Genomic DNA, 14,035 nt, shown 5'->3' on the forward strand with positions numbered 1-14,035 from the left:
CTGCGGCTTAGCTCCCGGGAGTCAGCATGGCACGTAACATAGACAACATCTCCGAGCGTGAGCCGGCGCCGAGCCGGCGGCGAATACGCGCGACGTGATGCTCAACCGTCTTCGCCGAGATGAACGGTCGCGCGCCGATGTCGCGGTACGGCAACCCCAGCAACAAGAGCTCGGCGACTTCGCGTTCGCGATGCGACAGCGGCGATCCCGACGCCGGCCGATGCGTGGGCGCCGGGGTCGCATCTTCGGGTTCGTCGCCGGTCGTACCGATGGGAATGTCGTCCGGGGCCGCGCCCAGTTTGAGATCCCGGGCCAGCTGCAGCATCGCTCCGGACACCCTGCCGTCGGGGGTTTGGAGCGCGGCCTGCCCGGCCAGCCGGGTCGCGTCCGAGGTCAGCCCGACATGCGACAGCGCCCGGGTCGACGCGGTCACCTCGTCGGCGTCGACCTGGTTTACCAGCACCCGAAGCCAGGTGCGCCCGGCGCCCGACAGGGCGTGCGCGAGGATGCTGGTTGCGGCCGCCGCACCGAGGGCCTGCGCATGAGGGGCCACCAGATCCGGGGCGCTGGCGAGGATTCCCGCGTGCACCCCGGCCCAATGCAGCGGGATCGACCACAACACCGGGTTGCCGAGCGCCTCCAGCACGGCGAACGCTTGATCCAGGACATGGCGCAGCTGTTCGACCTGGCGTATCCGGGCGGCGCTCACCCACAATTCGCCCAGCGGCAACAGCGCGAACAAGTCGATGGAGTACTCGGCGAGTACCTCCATACCTGTGTACCAATGCTTTTGCAGCGCTCCGCTGTCACCGCTGCGACGCGCGATCGCCGTCTGCAGCGCCGCCGCCCACAACGCGTCGCGCCGGCGCAACCCGGCGGGGCCGACCGCGGCGACGTCCGCGCTGGCCGATGGCAGCTGCCCGTCCTGCATCTTGATCCAGCCGGACAGCAACGTGTGTCGAGCCGCAAACAGCGGGTCGGCGTCGGGGCGTATGGCGCGACCGATCACGCTGCGGGCGCGGACCGGATCGCCGCCGTGCATCGCGGCCAAGGTCACCAATGAGGCCGGGCTGTCCGGAACGACTTCTCGCACAGTGTATTCGGCCGTGATGGCCTGGCCGAGTTTAGTCATCGCAACCGGATACGGCTGGTCGATCGTCAGCAGCAGCCCTTCGGCCAGACTGCGCGCGGTACGCGCCGCCATCGTCGGTGGACCGGAATCCTTGAGGCGCAACGCCGCCCGCGCCATCGGCAGGTCTCCGGTCGCGACGAGTGCGATCGCGGCGGCCGCTCCGACCACCGCGTCCGAGTGTGGGCCCAGCCAACTGAACAATTCCGCAGCCTGATGCGCGTTGCTCTCGTGGGTTGCAACACTGGCCGAAATCCGAACCGCCGCAGCACGTTCGGCGGAATCGGATGAGCCGAGTAGCGTGTCGGCCAATGCTGCCGCAGCGGCGCAGTCTCCGCTGAGGGCCAGCGCGTCGGCGAGCCGAGATGTCAGGCCCTTGGCGCCGGCATCGACCGCTACCTGGTAAAGCCTTGCAGCCCCGGTCTTTTCGCAACGCTCCGCCGTGGCTTGCCCGGCAAGGATGGCCGCCAGACGGTCGTCTTTGAGTCCGTGCTCGGCCAGGCACAACGCGAACTCCGGCGAAACTGTCGACATGTCGAGTTGTGAACGCAGCAACGCGGTTTCGATATCGCGATGGTGTGCATTGCCGACAACCTGGGCAATCGCGCCGTGCACCAGCTGTAGGAACTCGGGCCCGTGCGACGGCTCGATCAACCCGCTGGCGTGCGCCCGGTCAACCAGACGGCGTGCATCTGTGGTCGAAATGCCCAGTGCTGCAGCCACATCGGCTGCGCCCAGTTCCTGGCTGAGCGACGTGATGAGTAGCGTGTCCAGGTCGGGTTGGTCGAGTCGGCGCAACCGTGCGATCAGCGCGAAGGTGGCCGTCCGGGCTGGTGAGTGGGTGCCCTTGTCCTCGGATGTTGCGTCCACCAGAAACGGGATTCCCGCGGTGTACGGCAAAAGGTCTTCGGCGACCGGCAGGGGACCCAGCGATATGCGCGGTTGATCTCGTTCCATCGCCACGGTCAGCTCCCGCAGGCGCTCCTGCGGCTCGCCGGCCACCACTGCCGTGGTGCGCGGATCGTCGACCCACTCCATGAGGCTGAATAGGTCGGGATTGCTCAGCAGGTGGGCGTCGTCGATCACCACGGCGGCCTCAGGTGGGTCCCCGGCCCGGGGTGCGCGGGCGAGCACCGCTATTCCGGCGCCCTGCAGCGCGTCGCGGGCGGCGGTGATGGCGGTGGTCTTGGCGGTCCCGATGCCGCCGCTGATCAGGAGCTTCACCGGTACTGCCGACGCGTCGGCCAGGGCCTGGAGGACGAGCCCGGCCATGGGGGAGTCGCTCAAGTGACGTACCCCCTATGGTGCTGCGCTCGTGGTCAGGAGCGGTTTTCCCACCATAGCTGCAGCAACCCCCACACCCGGGTAGCCATCCCTGTAGGGCCGCGATTCCCCTAAAGTAACACCCCCTAATACGGCGGGGCGGCTAGTGGGTTGTGCACCGATCACACCGCTTGGGTGAGCCGATAGCATCGTGGTATTGGCTGGGCGGCTTCTGCGCATGCCGACGCCAAGGGGGAGAGCGGCAAGGAGGTGCGCCCGATGGCAAACTCACTGCTCGACTTCGTGATCTCGCTGGTGCGCGACCCAGATGCCGCGGCGCGCTACGCGGCCAACCCCGCGCAGTCCATCGCAGACGCCCACCTTACCGATGTGACCAGCGCCGATGTGAACAATCTAATTCCTGTGGTGAAGGATTCGCTGTCGATGGGCGCTCCGGCCTCCCCCGCCTCTGGCGTGTCGACCCCCGATCACGCAAATGTCTGGGCAAGCGGCGCGGCCGCGGCGGCGCTCGACGCGTTCACTCCGCACATCCCCGCTGGGGTGGTCGATTCGCACGGGCCGGCGGCCGGGGTAATCCATCCGCCGGCCACCCCGGCACCCGATCAACCACCGGTCGGGGTGCGACCACTGGGCCTGGACGTTCCCCGCCCATCGGTGCAGCTCACCGCGGCTGAAACGCCGGACACCCCGGCCGATCACGGTGATCTCCCCGCGCACGACCCGGGTCTGTGGGACCACCAGGTCGTCCACCCTCACCCCGGTGAGCCGCAGCACCACGACTTCGGCCTGCACGGCTGACATTTATCGTTCTGAACAGCGCGAGTGCCGTCCGATAGGGGCATTCCTGGCGTTGTTCCTAGGGTCCCGAGAAATCCCCTAATCCCCTAACGGAGTTGCCCTGCGGATCCCGATGAGGTCCCGAGCAGGCGGGGGATCCGTCCCCGATTCCGAGCAGTGGCGGGATCCATAGCGTGGATTGCAGGACGCCGGTCGATCCGGCGCAGGGGATTGAAGGGGAATCATGATGGACCGGCTGATCCAATACATCCTGGATTTGTTTGCCAACCCGGACGCGGCCCGCGCTTTCGTCGCGGGCCCTGGGCAGGCCATGACCGATGCAGGCCTGATCAACGTGGCGCCGGAGGAGTTCTCCTCTGCGGTGGCCAGCGCGTTGCCGGGTCTGCCCCTGGGCGCGGGCGACCCGATCGGCGGGTTGCAGCAGGTGCTCACCGACCAGTACGGCTTTGCCCCGGGATATGGCGGATACGACCAGGGCTATGGCTACGACTCAGGCTATGGCTATGACCCCGGCTATGGGGGATACGACCCGGGCTACGGGTACGGTCTCGGCCTTGTCGGTGCGGTTGCCCAGGATGCGGGCGTCCTGGTCGGTGACGCGGTTGCCCCGGTTCGACGGCGCCGGCGCGGTGCTGGGACTGGGCAGCGCGATCGTCGCCGACGTGGGTGGCGGACTGCTCGGTGCTGTCGACGCCGGACTGTACGGCGGGCTCGGATTCCAGACGGACGGCTGGGGCGGATATGGTCCCGGTTTCGGCCCTGGTTGGGGCGGTTTGCACCCGGGCTGGGGGCACGGTTGGAGTGATCGGCCTGGTTGGGGATACGGTTGGGGTGATCGGCACGGTTGGGGCGACGGACGTCCCGGCTGGGGGCATGGCTGGGGTCCCGATTGGGGCGGTACAGGCTGGGGCGGATTCCGGCCCGGCCTTGGTGAATTCGGCCACGGCACCGGCTTCGGTGGCGAGTTTGGACTGGGCGTCGGGTTCAACGCCGGGCTGGGCCTTGGTGGTGGTTTCGGCGGTCACACCGGCTTTGGTCTTGGCGGCCTGACCGGCATCGGTTTGGGTGCCCCGACCGGTTTCGGCGGCCGCGCCGGTCTTGGTTTCGGCGGCGACACCGGTCTGGGCCTGGGTGGACACACCGGTTTCGGGTTGGCCAGTGAGGTCGCCCTGGGCGGTCGCGCGGGTCTCGGACTCGGTGGCGAGGCTGGTCTCGGTGGTCGTGCCGGGTTCGGCGAAAGTGTTGGGCTGCGGGCGGGCGGTGGGCTCGAGGGCGGCGTTGCGCTCGGTGGCCATGCGGGTCTTAGGGGCGAGGCTGGTTCGGGCGGTCGCGCCGCCGTCGGCGCTGGATTCAACGGCAACGCCGGCATTGGCGGAGGTGTCGGCCCGGGTAGCCACGCGGGCGTCGACCTGAGGGGCGAAGCCGGCGCGGGCTTTGGTGGCCAGGCCGGTGGCGGCCTCGGCAACGGAGTTGGCGGAGGTAGCCAGCTCGGTGCCGGTGGTCAGGCCGGTCTGGGTGGTCAAGCGGCTCTGGCGAGCCAGGCGGGATTCGGCGCCGGCGGTGGACTGGCCGGCGGCACCAATCTCGGCAACCAAGCCGGCTTCGGCTGACAGGCGGCACTGGCGAGCCCGACAAGTTTCGGAGCCGGCAGCCAGCTCGCGGGGGCCGGCAATGCCGGTGCACTCGCCGGCGTGGGCGGTAATGCGGCGCTGGGCACCAGCGGTCAGGCGGGGTTGATCGCTAGCGAGGGCGCCGCGCTGAACGGCGCCGCTACTCCTCACGTGGCCGGCCCGCTGGGTGACATCGGCGTCGGCGGGCAGGGCGGTGCCGCCGCGGCCGGCGGCGCGGGACTCGGTATCGGCGGGGCACGCGGCAGCGCCACGTTGAGCGGTGAGAGCGGGCTGGGGGGCCACGCGACGCCGCAATCCGCCGCCGTTGCCGGCGGCGCGGGCCTTGGCAGCCACGCCGAAGTCGGAGCCGACGGCGCAGGGATCGGCGGTCACGCCGGAGCCGGCGGTGCCGCCGGCGCGGGCGGTGGTTTCCCGGGCGGAGCGGCCGGCGGCGGCCTCAATGGTGGCTTTAACGCGGGTTCCGGCGGCGGCCTCAACGGCGGCCTCAACGCGGGCGCCGGTGGCGGCGCTCACGGCGGAATTCTCGGCCAGGAGGGTGCGACGCTCGCCGGCAGCGGTGGCGCCGGCGCTCACGGCCAAGCCGGGCCCGCTGGACAAGGCCCGGCGGTTCACGGCGGCGGTGGCGCCGCAGACGGCGTCGGTGCTCACGCCACCCCGCCGTCGCACCCCGGCTCCGTCTTCCAGGGCGGCGGCCACGGCGGCGTGGGCGGACCGGTGATCCACGAGCCGGCGCAGCAGACTCCGGTTCAGCATTCGCCGGCGCAGGTACAACATTCGCCGATTGAGCACTCGCCCGCACCGATACACTCGCCGGCACCGGTTCAGCATTCGCCTGCGCCGGTTCAGCATTCACCGGCTCCGGTCGAGCATGCTCCGGCGCCGCACAGCCCGTCGGTATTCGAAGGCACTCCGCACGCTCCGGCCCCGGTGCACGCACCGGCTCCGGCGCCTCACCCGTCGCCCTCTCACGTCGGGGGCCCGCCCGGGTAACGCGCGGATATAGCTGAACGGCGGGGATCTGGTGATCCCCGCCGATTCGCGCGCATACCGTAATCACAGATGCGAGAAAGTGGGAACCGCGGTGACTCAGGCCAGTGATCCGACGCGCGTCAGCGTGATCGTCGAGCTGATCGACCACACCCTCGCCATCGCCGAACTCAACGACCGCAATAACCTCGTGCAGCGACTGGCGCGCGCCCGCGAGCGCATCACCGATCCGCGGATCCGGGTGGTAATCGCCGGCCAGCTCAAACAGGGCAAGAGCCAACTACTCAACTCGTTGCTCAACCTGCCGGTCGCGCGGGTGGGCGACGACGAGGCGACCGTGGTCATCACCGTCGTCAGCCACGGCGACCCACCGTCGGCCCGGCTGATCGTGGCCGCCGGACCTAACGGCGAATCCACTCCCGTCGACATCCCGATCGACGACATCAACACCGACCTGCGCCGGGCGCCGCAAGCCGGCAACCGCGAAGTGCTGCGTGTCGAGATCGCCGCGCCCAGCCCGCTGCTGCAAGGTGGGCTGACATTCATCGACACCCCGGGCGTGGGCGGCCACGGGCAGCCGCACCTGTCGGCGACGCTGGGACTGCTGCCCAACGCGGATGCGCTGATCATGGTCAGCGACACCAGCCAAGAGCTGACCGAACCGGAGATGTGGTTCATCCGGCAGGCGCACCGCATCTGCCCGGTCGCGGTGTTGGCGGCCACCAAGACCGACCTCTACCCACACTGGCGCGAGATCGTCGACGCCAACACCGCACACCTGCAGCGCGCCGGCGTGCCGACACCTATCCTGCCCGTCTCGTCGCTACTGCGCAGCCACGCCGTGACGGCCAACGACACCGAACTCAACGAGGAGTCCAATTTCCCGGCCATCGTCAAGTTCCTCGGCGAACGGGTGCTCACCCGCGAGACCGACCGGGTACGCGACGAGGTCGTTCGCAATATCCGTTCTGCCGCAGAACAATTGACGATGGCTGCGGGTTCCGAACTCGCGGTCGTCAACGATCCCGGGTTGCGCGAACGGCTCGCCGAAGACCTGGAGCGGCGCAAGTGCGACGCGCTGGGACGCACTGGAGCAGACCGCGCTGTGGCAGCAGGTGCTCAACGACGGATTCACCGACCTGAGCACCGATGTCGACCACGACATGCGGGCCCGGTTCCGTGCGCTCACCGAGGACATCGAGCGCCAGATCGATTCGTGCGACCCGACCCGGCATTGGGCCGAGATCGGCAGCGACGTCGAGGAAGCCGTCGCCACCGCGGTCGGGGACAACTTCGTGTGGGCCTATCAACGCGCCGAGGAACTGGCCGACGACGTCGCGAATTCGTTCGCCGCGGCGGGGCTGGACTCGGTGCTGACTCCCGAGCTGAGCCAGCGCGCGATGGGTGCAGACTTCGGTCAGCTCAAATCGGTGTCCGACCTGGAGTCCAAGCCCGCCGGCAGGGGCCAGAAGATGGTCAGTGGATTGCGCGGCTCCTACGGCGGCGTGGTGATGATCGGCATGTTGTCCTCGGTGGCGGGCCTGGGCCTGTTCAACCCGTTGTCCGTGGGCGCCGGGTTGATCCTGGGTCGGATGGCCTACAAGGAGGACAAGGAGAACCGGCTGCTGCGGGCGCGCGCGGAGGCCAAGACGAATGTGCGACGGTTCGTCGACGACGCCTCGTTCGTGGTGGGCAAGGAATCTCGCGACCGGCTCAAGGTCATCCACCGCACGCTGCGCGACCATTACCGCGACATCGCCAACGAGATCTCCCGGTCGCTCAACGAGTCTCTGCAGTCGACCATCGCCGCGGCGCACGTGGAAGAAGCCGAACGCGAAACCAAGATCCGTGAACTCGAGCGGCAGTTGAATATCCTCAACCAGGTCACCGACAATGTGGACAAACTGACGCCGCCGGTGACCGTAGGACGGGTGTGAGCACTAGTGATCGAGTCCGTGCGATTTTGGGCGGGACCATCCAGGCCTACCGTGGGGAGCCGGCGTTCCGGAACCGGCCCGAGGTCTTCTACGAACTGGACCGCATCGGCGCGCGGCTGAACGAGCCCATCCGCATCGCCCTGGCCGGCACGCTCAAGGCCGGAAAGTCCACTCTGCTCAACGCTTTGGTCGGTCAAGACGTCGCCCCGACCGACGCGACCGAGGCCACCCGCATCGTGACCTGGTTCCGGCACGGGCCCACCCCGAAGGTCACCGCAAACCATTGGGGCGGAAGGCATTCCAATGTACCGATCAACCACAGCTCGGGGCTGACGTTCGACTTTCGCGCGCTAGACGCTGCCGACGTGGCCGACCTGGATGTGCAGTGGCCCGCCGAGGAGCTGGTCGACATGACCATCGCCGACACCCCGGGCACGTCGTCGCTGACGCGGGAGGCCTCCGAGCGCACGCTGCACCTGCTGGTGCCCCCCGACGGGGTGCCGCGGGTGGACGCCGTGGTCTTCTTGCTGCGCACCCTCAACGCCGCAGATATCGCTCTGCTCAAGCAGATTGGGCAACTCGTCGGCGGGTCGGCGGGCGCGCTGGGCATCATCGGCGTGGCGTCGCGCGCCGACGAGATCGGTGCGGGCCGGATCGACGCGATGCAGTCGGCGGCCGACGTGGCGCAGCGCTTCACCAAGGAGATGAATGACACGGGCATCTGCCAAGCGGTGGTCCCGGTGTCGGGGCTGCTGGCGCTGACCGCCCGCACGTTGCGGCAAAGCGAGTTCATCGCGTTGCAGAAGCTTGCTGCCGCCGACAGGGCCGAGCTGAGCAAGGCCATGCTGAGCGTGGATCGCTTTGTGCGCGTAGAGAGCTCGCTGCCCGTCGACGCGGCGACGCGCGCGCAGCTGCTGGACCGGTTCGGCATGTTCGGGTTGCGGATTGCACTCGCCGTGCTGGCCGCCGGTGTCGCCGACGCGGCAGGGCTGGCCGACGAACTGCTGGAGCACAGCGGTCTGGTGGCGCTAGGCGAGGTGATCGATCAGCAATTCGCGCAGCGGTCCGACATGCTCAAGGCGCACACCGCGCTGGTGTCACTGCGCCGGTTCGTGGAGGCGTTCCCGATCGTGGCGACGCCGTATGTCATCGCCGACATCGACCCGCTGCTGGCCGACACCCACGCTTTCGAGGAGCTGCGGTTGCTCAGCCAATTGTCTTCTCGCTCAATCTCTTTGAATGCCGAAGAGTTCGCATCGTTGCGCCGAGTGATCGGCGGATCGGGCACTGGCCCGGCCAGCAGACTGGGTCTGGACCCTGAGGACACCGACCCCAACGAGGGTCCGCGGGCCGCATTCGCCGCGGCGCAACGCTGGTGGCGCCGGGCCGAGCATCCGCTCAACGACCCGTTCACCACCAGGGCTTGCCGTGCCGCGCTGCGCAGCGCCGAGGCGATGGTGGCCGAATTCGCCGCGCACGACGCCAACATCCGGGCTCAGTAACGCCGCCAGGGCCAGTGCGGCCGCTCACGCGTCGGCTCCACCGGCGGGGTAAAGGTGGTGGGCGGCGGCGGGACCGTCGTGGTGGGCGGCGCCTGATAGGTCGTGGTGGGCGGCGGCGCCTCGGTCGTGGTCGTCGTCACCGGTGCTTCGGTAGTGGTGGTCGTGGTCGGGGGCGGCGGCGCCTCGGTCGTCGTCGGGGTGGGACTGGGGAAACTCCGTGATGGTTACGGTCTGCTCGGGCGGCGGGGCGGTCGGTTGACTCGGCGGGGTCTGCACCGGCTTGGGGCGCTCCTCGCCGAGCGTCAACGCCAGGATGGTGGCTACCAGTATGGCTACACCCGCGGCGGCCAGGCTCAGCACGATGGCGGTGCGCCGGTACCACGGCGGCGGTTCCCCCGCGTACGGGTCGTCGTCTGCGTCCTCGAAACCCATTGCGTCGCGGACATATTGGCCGCTGTGTTCGGGGCCGGTGTAGGGGACGGGGTCCTCCTCGTCGTCGTCCTCCGACCAGGCCAGCGGCCGCTCTTCTTCGATGCGGGCGCCCGGCATGACTTGGGTCATGTCGGGCGGCGCGGCGGCCGCCAGTTGCGTCGGGGTCTCGACGACGGGGCTCGGAATCGCGCGCGTCGCGGGGTGCTGTTGACCGAATTTGGCCGCACCCAGGGCCGCGGTGAACGCCGGCTGCGGTGCGCTGTGGACCGGCACCCCGAGGCGTTCGGAGAGGCGGGTGGCGAGCAGCGGGATGGCGGCACCGCCGCCTACGGCGGCCACGGCGGACAGATCTGTCACCGCAATGTTGTTGCGCTGCAAGATGTTTTCGACGCCGGTGACGAATTCGTCCAGCGGTCCGGAGATCAGCTCCTCGAATTCGGTGCGGGACAGCTCGACATCCTCGCCGGTGACCGCCGGTACCGTGGTGACCGTCGCCGTCGACAAAGTTTCCTTGGCGGCTCGGTATTGGTCCAGCAGGCGGATCAGCGACCCCATTCGCGTCGTGCTGGCCAGGCCGCCGGAGCTGTCGCTCGGAGCGCCGTCGCGCATGTGGTCGAGGATGAGCTGGTCGATCGCGTCGCCGGAGAACTCGCGGTAGCGGACCGACGGGCCGATCTGCGCGAAATCCGAACCGGCGTCGCTCAGTGTCACGGTGGTGCCACCGGCGCCGAAGTCGCACAACGCGACGATGCCGTGCGTGGGGAAGTCTGGGTCGGCCCGCAGCGCGGTCAGCGCGGCAGTGGCATCGGAGATCAACGCCGGAGGCACGCCGTCGGGCGCCAGGTCGGGCTGGGCGAAGAATTCCTCACGCAGCGCCGCCGACTGCTCCGGTGACCAATAGGCGGGGACGGCGATCGTGACCGGCGTTCCGTAGTCGACGGTGCGGGCCATCGCCTCGAGTGCTTCGACCGTCAGCGCGTCACCGAGGTACTTCGTCCCGTCGGCGGCCACCAGCGGAGTTCGGTCTCCGACCCGTTCGACGAACCCCCGCATCACCAGGCCGGCTGCGGCCGGGTCGGGACTTTCCTGCGGTAGGCCGACTTCGGACGCCCGCTGGTCGAAGAGGGTGAGCAAGGACTCGCGAGTCACCGCGTCGCCACCCGCGCGGGCCGCGACGAGGTTTGCCATCCCGACGGACAACCCGAGCGACTCGGACATCTGGCATACCCCTGTGCTTTGTCGTAAATGTGGCTGTGGGTTTCCGCGAGTCTAGGAGTCTAGGTGGAAGCCCTTTTCACAGGCCGGGCGGCAGCGTGATCTCGGTCGGTAACCCCGGCAGCGGGGGCAGCGTGATCACCGAGGGCAGTTGCGGCAACGGATACGCCTCGCCCGACGGCGTGGTCGGTGTGGTCGTGCCGGTCGACGGCAAAGTGTCCTCGGTGGACGCCGTCGGGGCGTCGGTGGTCGGGGTGGTCGTCTGCTCGCGCGGTGCCACAGGGACCACACTCGAGGTGGCCGACGGGCGGGGCGCCGTCGTGGTGCCGGTCACCGGTTGCTGCGGCGGGGCGCCCTGCGCGAGCTGGATGATGCCCCAGACGATCAGCGCGATCAGCACCGCGATCAGGCCGACCCAGCCGACCAACGCAATTGGTTTGCGCCAACCCGGAATCGGGTCGTCGGGGTCGGGCTGCGCGCCGCCGTACTCGTCGTCTCCGTAGTGGATAAAGACGGTCGGGTCGTCGTCGACGAAGTGGTCTGCCGGCGCGTGCCTTCCCATGGTCGCCGAGACTAGCGGGGCGGGTCGGGCCGGGGTTGGTCCCACACGGGCGGCTTCCGATCGGCCGTCAAACGTTGACCTAATCGCAATCAACTCGTTAGGGCAGCTGGGGGATGGTCGTAGGTAGCCACGACGGCCAGTGATGCCTGCGGGTGGGCTGGTGCGTCGGCTGCGGCTGCGGCTCCTCGACGGCGCTGCTGGTGGGGGGCGCCGTCGTCGTCGTAGTGGTGGTTGACGGCGTACTCGTCGCGGTGGTCGTCGTCGTGGTTGTGGTCGTGGTTGTGGTCGTGGTCGTGGTGGTGTGCGGCGTCGTCGTGGTGGTCTTCGGGTTGCCGGTGGTGCCCTGGTCTCCGATGAGCTCGACGATGCCGTAGACGATCAAGGCGATCAGGATCAGAACCGACAGGCCCCAGACGATCAGCCCCACCGGTTTGCGGTACCACGGGGTGGGCTCGGTCTCTTGGTCGAAAGGATCCGCTTGCGGAAGGCCGGGCGCGGGCCGCGGCGGGCCATCGCCGGGCGGGCGTGGCGGCTCATCGCCGGGCGGGCGTGGCGGGCCGTCGCCCCTGCCGACGTCTCTGTATCGCGTCGGCTCATTGTTGAAGTCGTCCGGTGGGCCTGCCACGGCACCGATCGTACTGACCGGCCTAAGAACGCGTTGCCCTCGTCGCCGGGATCAGTGCCCGGCGGAGGTGAGCTGGTGATCTGCCTCGAGCAGCATCCACGCACTCAGCTGGATCGAGAGATCGCGGCTCTGGTTCGGCGCCGACGCGTGCGACGTGTCGGCGAGCTGGGTAAAGGTTTCCAGACCTGGCGGCGGGGTGACCGGACGGTTCCAATGCGCTCCGAACAGCGGCAGCCCGTCCACCTCGGCGCGGTTGTCCCAGGCCGCCCGCGCCGAGGCGTGCACGAGTCGCGCGGCGGTGGTGTCCCCCAGGGCCAGCGCGGTCTGGGCGAGATACCTGGCGAGGATGCCCATGAACAGCCCGGAGTCGTTTCCGGCGCACCCGACGATCACATCTTTGTCGGCGAGCCTGTCGGCGGTCGCGGCGACGAGTGCCGCCGCGCGGTCGCGGTGACTGGAATCGTTTGTGCGCATTGCCAATTCGGTTTCCAGGCCGACGGTCACGCCCTGGCAGTAGGTCAGCAGCGAGCGGTCCATCCGCCCGCTGGGTTCGTGCACGCCATCGAAGATGAGGCCGCTTTCGCTGTCGCGCAGCCGGGTGTGCAGGAAATCGGCGAGTTGCTTGGCGCGGGACAGTTTGCCCAGCCGTGCCATCGCGATGCCGGTCGGACCGATCCCCGAGGTGCTGTAGTAATCGTGGCCGATCTTCCATGGCGCCGCGCCGACGGCCGGGTTCCAGCCGTCGAGCAGGGCGGCGCGCAGCTTCGGAACGGCATCGCCGAACCGGACGCCGAGCAGCCGGTCGGCGCGTTCGAGCGCGAGCACCAGCCACGACATGTCGTCGCAGTATGCGTTGGTCCAGCCGGTGAGGTTGCGGGTGTGAATGCCGTGCGCGATGGCGCCGATGCGGTCGATGCGTTCGGTGGTGCGTGCGCGGTAGGCGGTATCCACCACGCAGTCCAGCAGGTGGGCCTGCCACCAGTAACACCAGCGGGCCAGCAACAACTGGTCGAACAGGGACGACGGCCAGTGCAGCGTGCCCAGTTGGGTGCCCGACCACCAGAGGGTGTGCACGTGCCGCTCCATGACCGCCCGCTCCGCCAGGTCCGCCCGCTGCTCGAGGCTCACCGGACCGGGAGACGGCATCACCGTGATCGCCGCAACCTGCGTCGGCTGGTTCACCGCCGTGAGTGCGACGGCGCCCGCGACCGCGAAAAGCACACCGCGCCGGCTGATCCCCTTGGTCGGGCGATCCATCCGCTCGAGCTCCTCTTTGCTGAACAACGATCGCCGTGCAGCTAGATGGTATTCCGATATCGTCGGAATCCCGAAGAATCAGACCGTGAGTCTGCGATCGACGCCGACGCCCTCTAGAAGGTGTTGACCTTCTCCACACTGACGAACATGCCGTGCCCGGTGTGACTGTTGGTGAACCGGGTGCCGGCCTCGGAGGCGTCGATTGTCCAGCCCTGCGCGTCGTAGACCTTGTAGTCGATCGTGACCGCGGGGATGGCTCCCAGGTTGCCCAGGATCCACTGCACGGAGCCGGCAGAGGTGATGTGGACGCCGTTGGCGTGCTCACCATCCTGCATGGGGGAGTCGGTGAACGGTGCCTCGCATCCGACGCTGTCCTTGTTGATCTGGCAGCGCGTGATGCCGGACTTGGTCTCGATGAACACGTAGCCGTTCTCGTCGGGCGGCAGCGGAATGGCCCCGGCCGGCGCGGTCGGATTGGCCGGGGTCGTCGGCGGCACACCGATGGGGCCCGACGGCGGCGCCGCCGTGATGCTTGGCCTCGGCGTGGGAAAGTTCGGCTCGGTGGGGCCGGTGCCCGGTGCCGCGACCGGCTTGCCGTCGATGACCGTGCTGCAGCCCGAAACCAGCATGGGACTAGCCAGCAGGGCCGCGAGCACCAGCGAACCACCCGCCAGGC

The 14,035-nt window shown here is 68.9% G+C and carries 9 protein-coding genes and 3 pseudogenes; 6 read left to right on the forward strand and 6 right to left on the reverse strand.

All coding sequences use genetic code 11. From position 1 onward, the window contains the following. Nucleotides 1-7: 7 nt before the first annotated feature. Nucleotides 8-2,401 carry an isoniazid response ATPase/transcriptional regulator IniR gene (gene iniR / locus T428_RS27340; RefSeq protein ID WP_036467807.1) on the reverse strand — a complete coding sequence of 798 codons (2,394 nt, stop codon included), beginning with the start codon at nucleotides 2,399-2,401 and terminating at the stop codon, nucleotides 8-10. Nucleotides 2,402-2,671: 270 nt separating this feature from the next. Between iniR and T428_RS0111305 the strand changes: the two genes are divergently transcribed. From T428_RS0111305 to T428_RS0111320, 6 genes and pseudogenes are all read left to right on the forward strand, one after another. Then, nucleotides 2,672-3,211, forward strand: a complete 540-nt coding sequence (locus tag T428_RS0111305; protein WP_025736568.1) for an Rv0340 family IniB-related protein — start codon at nucleotides 2,672-2,674, stop codon at nucleotides 3,209-3,211. Between the two features lie 226 nt (nucleotides 3,212-3,437). Further along, nucleotides 3,438-3,578, forward strand: a pseudogene (locus T428_RS34435) (IniB N-terminal domain-containing protein); the annotation flags it as partial. A 148-nt stretch (nucleotides 3,579-3,726) separates the two neighbouring features. Next, entirely contained in the window at nucleotides 3,727-4,821 is a 1,095-nt protein-coding gene (locus T428_RS32755; protein ID WP_156942928.1) for a hypothetical protein, read from the forward strand. 81 nt (nucleotides 4,822-4,902) lie between these two features. Next, a complete protein-coding gene (locus T428_RS35390) occupies nucleotides 4,903-5,832 on the forward strand; it encodes a hypothetical protein (protein ID WP_156942929.1) in 930 nt (309 codons plus the stop codon). Between the two features lie 91 nt (nucleotides 5,833-5,923). Then, nucleotides 5,924-7,766 (forward strand): annotated as a pseudogene (locus T428_RS27345) (dynamin family protein). Next, nucleotides 7,763-9,268 (forward strand): dynamin-like GTPase family protein, encoded by a 1,506-nt coding sequence (locus T428_RS0111320; protein ID WP_025736570.1) that lies wholly within the window; start codon nucleotides 7,763-7,765, stop codon nucleotides 9,266-9,268. Before T428_RS27345 ends, T428_RS0111320 begins: the two are co-directional and overlap by 4 nt. On the opposite strand, the pseudogene T428_RS27350 reads toward T428_RS0111320, so the two are convergent. The 5 genes and pseudogenes from T428_RS27350 to T428_RS0111345 form a co-directional block, all read right to left on the reverse strand. Further along, nucleotides 9,262-10,918: pseudogene (locus tag T428_RS27350) on the reverse strand (Hsp70 family protein). The gene T428_RS0111320 and the pseudogene T428_RS27350 sit on opposite strands and share 7 nt — an antisense overlap. A 76-nt stretch (nucleotides 10,919-10,994) precedes the next feature. After that, complete coding sequence (locus T428_RS0111330; protein ID WP_025736571.1) at nucleotides 10,995-11,477, reverse strand: hypothetical protein; 483 nt, start codon at nucleotides 11,475-11,477, stop codon at nucleotides 10,995-10,997. 97 nt (nucleotides 11,478-11,574) lie between these two features. Then, on the reverse strand, nucleotides 11,575-12,111 hold the full coding sequence (locus tag T428_RS0111335) for a hypothetical protein (protein WP_425412029.1): 537 nt from the start codon (nucleotides 12,109-12,111) through the stop codon (nucleotides 11,575-11,577). Nucleotides 12,112-12,153: 42 nt separating this feature from the next. After that, nucleotides 12,154-13,359 carry a glycoside hydrolase family 76 protein gene (locus T428_RS0111340; RefSeq protein ID WP_025736573.1) on the reverse strand — a complete coding sequence of 402 codons (1,206 nt, stop codon included), beginning with the start codon at nucleotides 13,357-13,359 and terminating at the stop codon, nucleotides 12,154-12,156. Nucleotides 13,360-13,472: 113 nt separating this feature from the next. Continuing rightward, nucleotides 13,473-13,988 (reverse strand): hypothetical protein, encoded by a 516-nt coding sequence (locus T428_RS0111345; RefSeq protein ID WP_156942945.1) that lies wholly within the window; start codon nucleotides 13,986-13,988, stop codon nucleotides 13,473-13,475. Nucleotides 13,989-14,035: the final 47 nt, after the last annotated feature.

Source organism: Mycobacterium genavense ATCC 51234, assembly GCF_000526915.1.
Lineage (GTDB): Bacteria > Actinomycetota > Actinomycetes > Mycobacteriales > Mycobacteriaceae > Mycobacterium > Mycobacterium genavense.

Coding starts and splice junctions, on each gene's coding strand:
- iniR (WP_036467807.1), bottom strand. CDS start 2,401: ATGGCCGGGCTCGTCCTCCAGGCCCTGGCCGACGCGTCGGCAGTACCG.
- T428_RS0111305 (WP_025736568.1), top strand. CDS start 2,672: ATGGCAAACTCACTGCTCGACTTCGTGATCTCGCTGGTGCGCGACCCA.
- T428_RS0111340 (WP_025736573.1), bottom strand. CDS start 13,359: ATGGATCGCCCGACCAAGGGGATCAGCCGGCGCGGTGTGCTTTTCGCG.
- T428_RS32755 (WP_156942928.1), top strand. CDS start 3,727: ATGGGGGATACGACCCGGGCTACGGGTACGGTCTCGGCCTTGTCGGTG.
- T428_RS0111330 (WP_025736571.1), bottom strand. CDS start 11,477: ATGGGAAGGCACGCGCCGGCAGACCACTTCGTCGACGACGACCCGACC.
- T428_RS0111345 (WP_156942945.1), bottom strand. CDS start 13,988: ATGCTGGTTTCGGGCTGCAGCACGGTCATCGACGGCAAGCCGGTCGCG.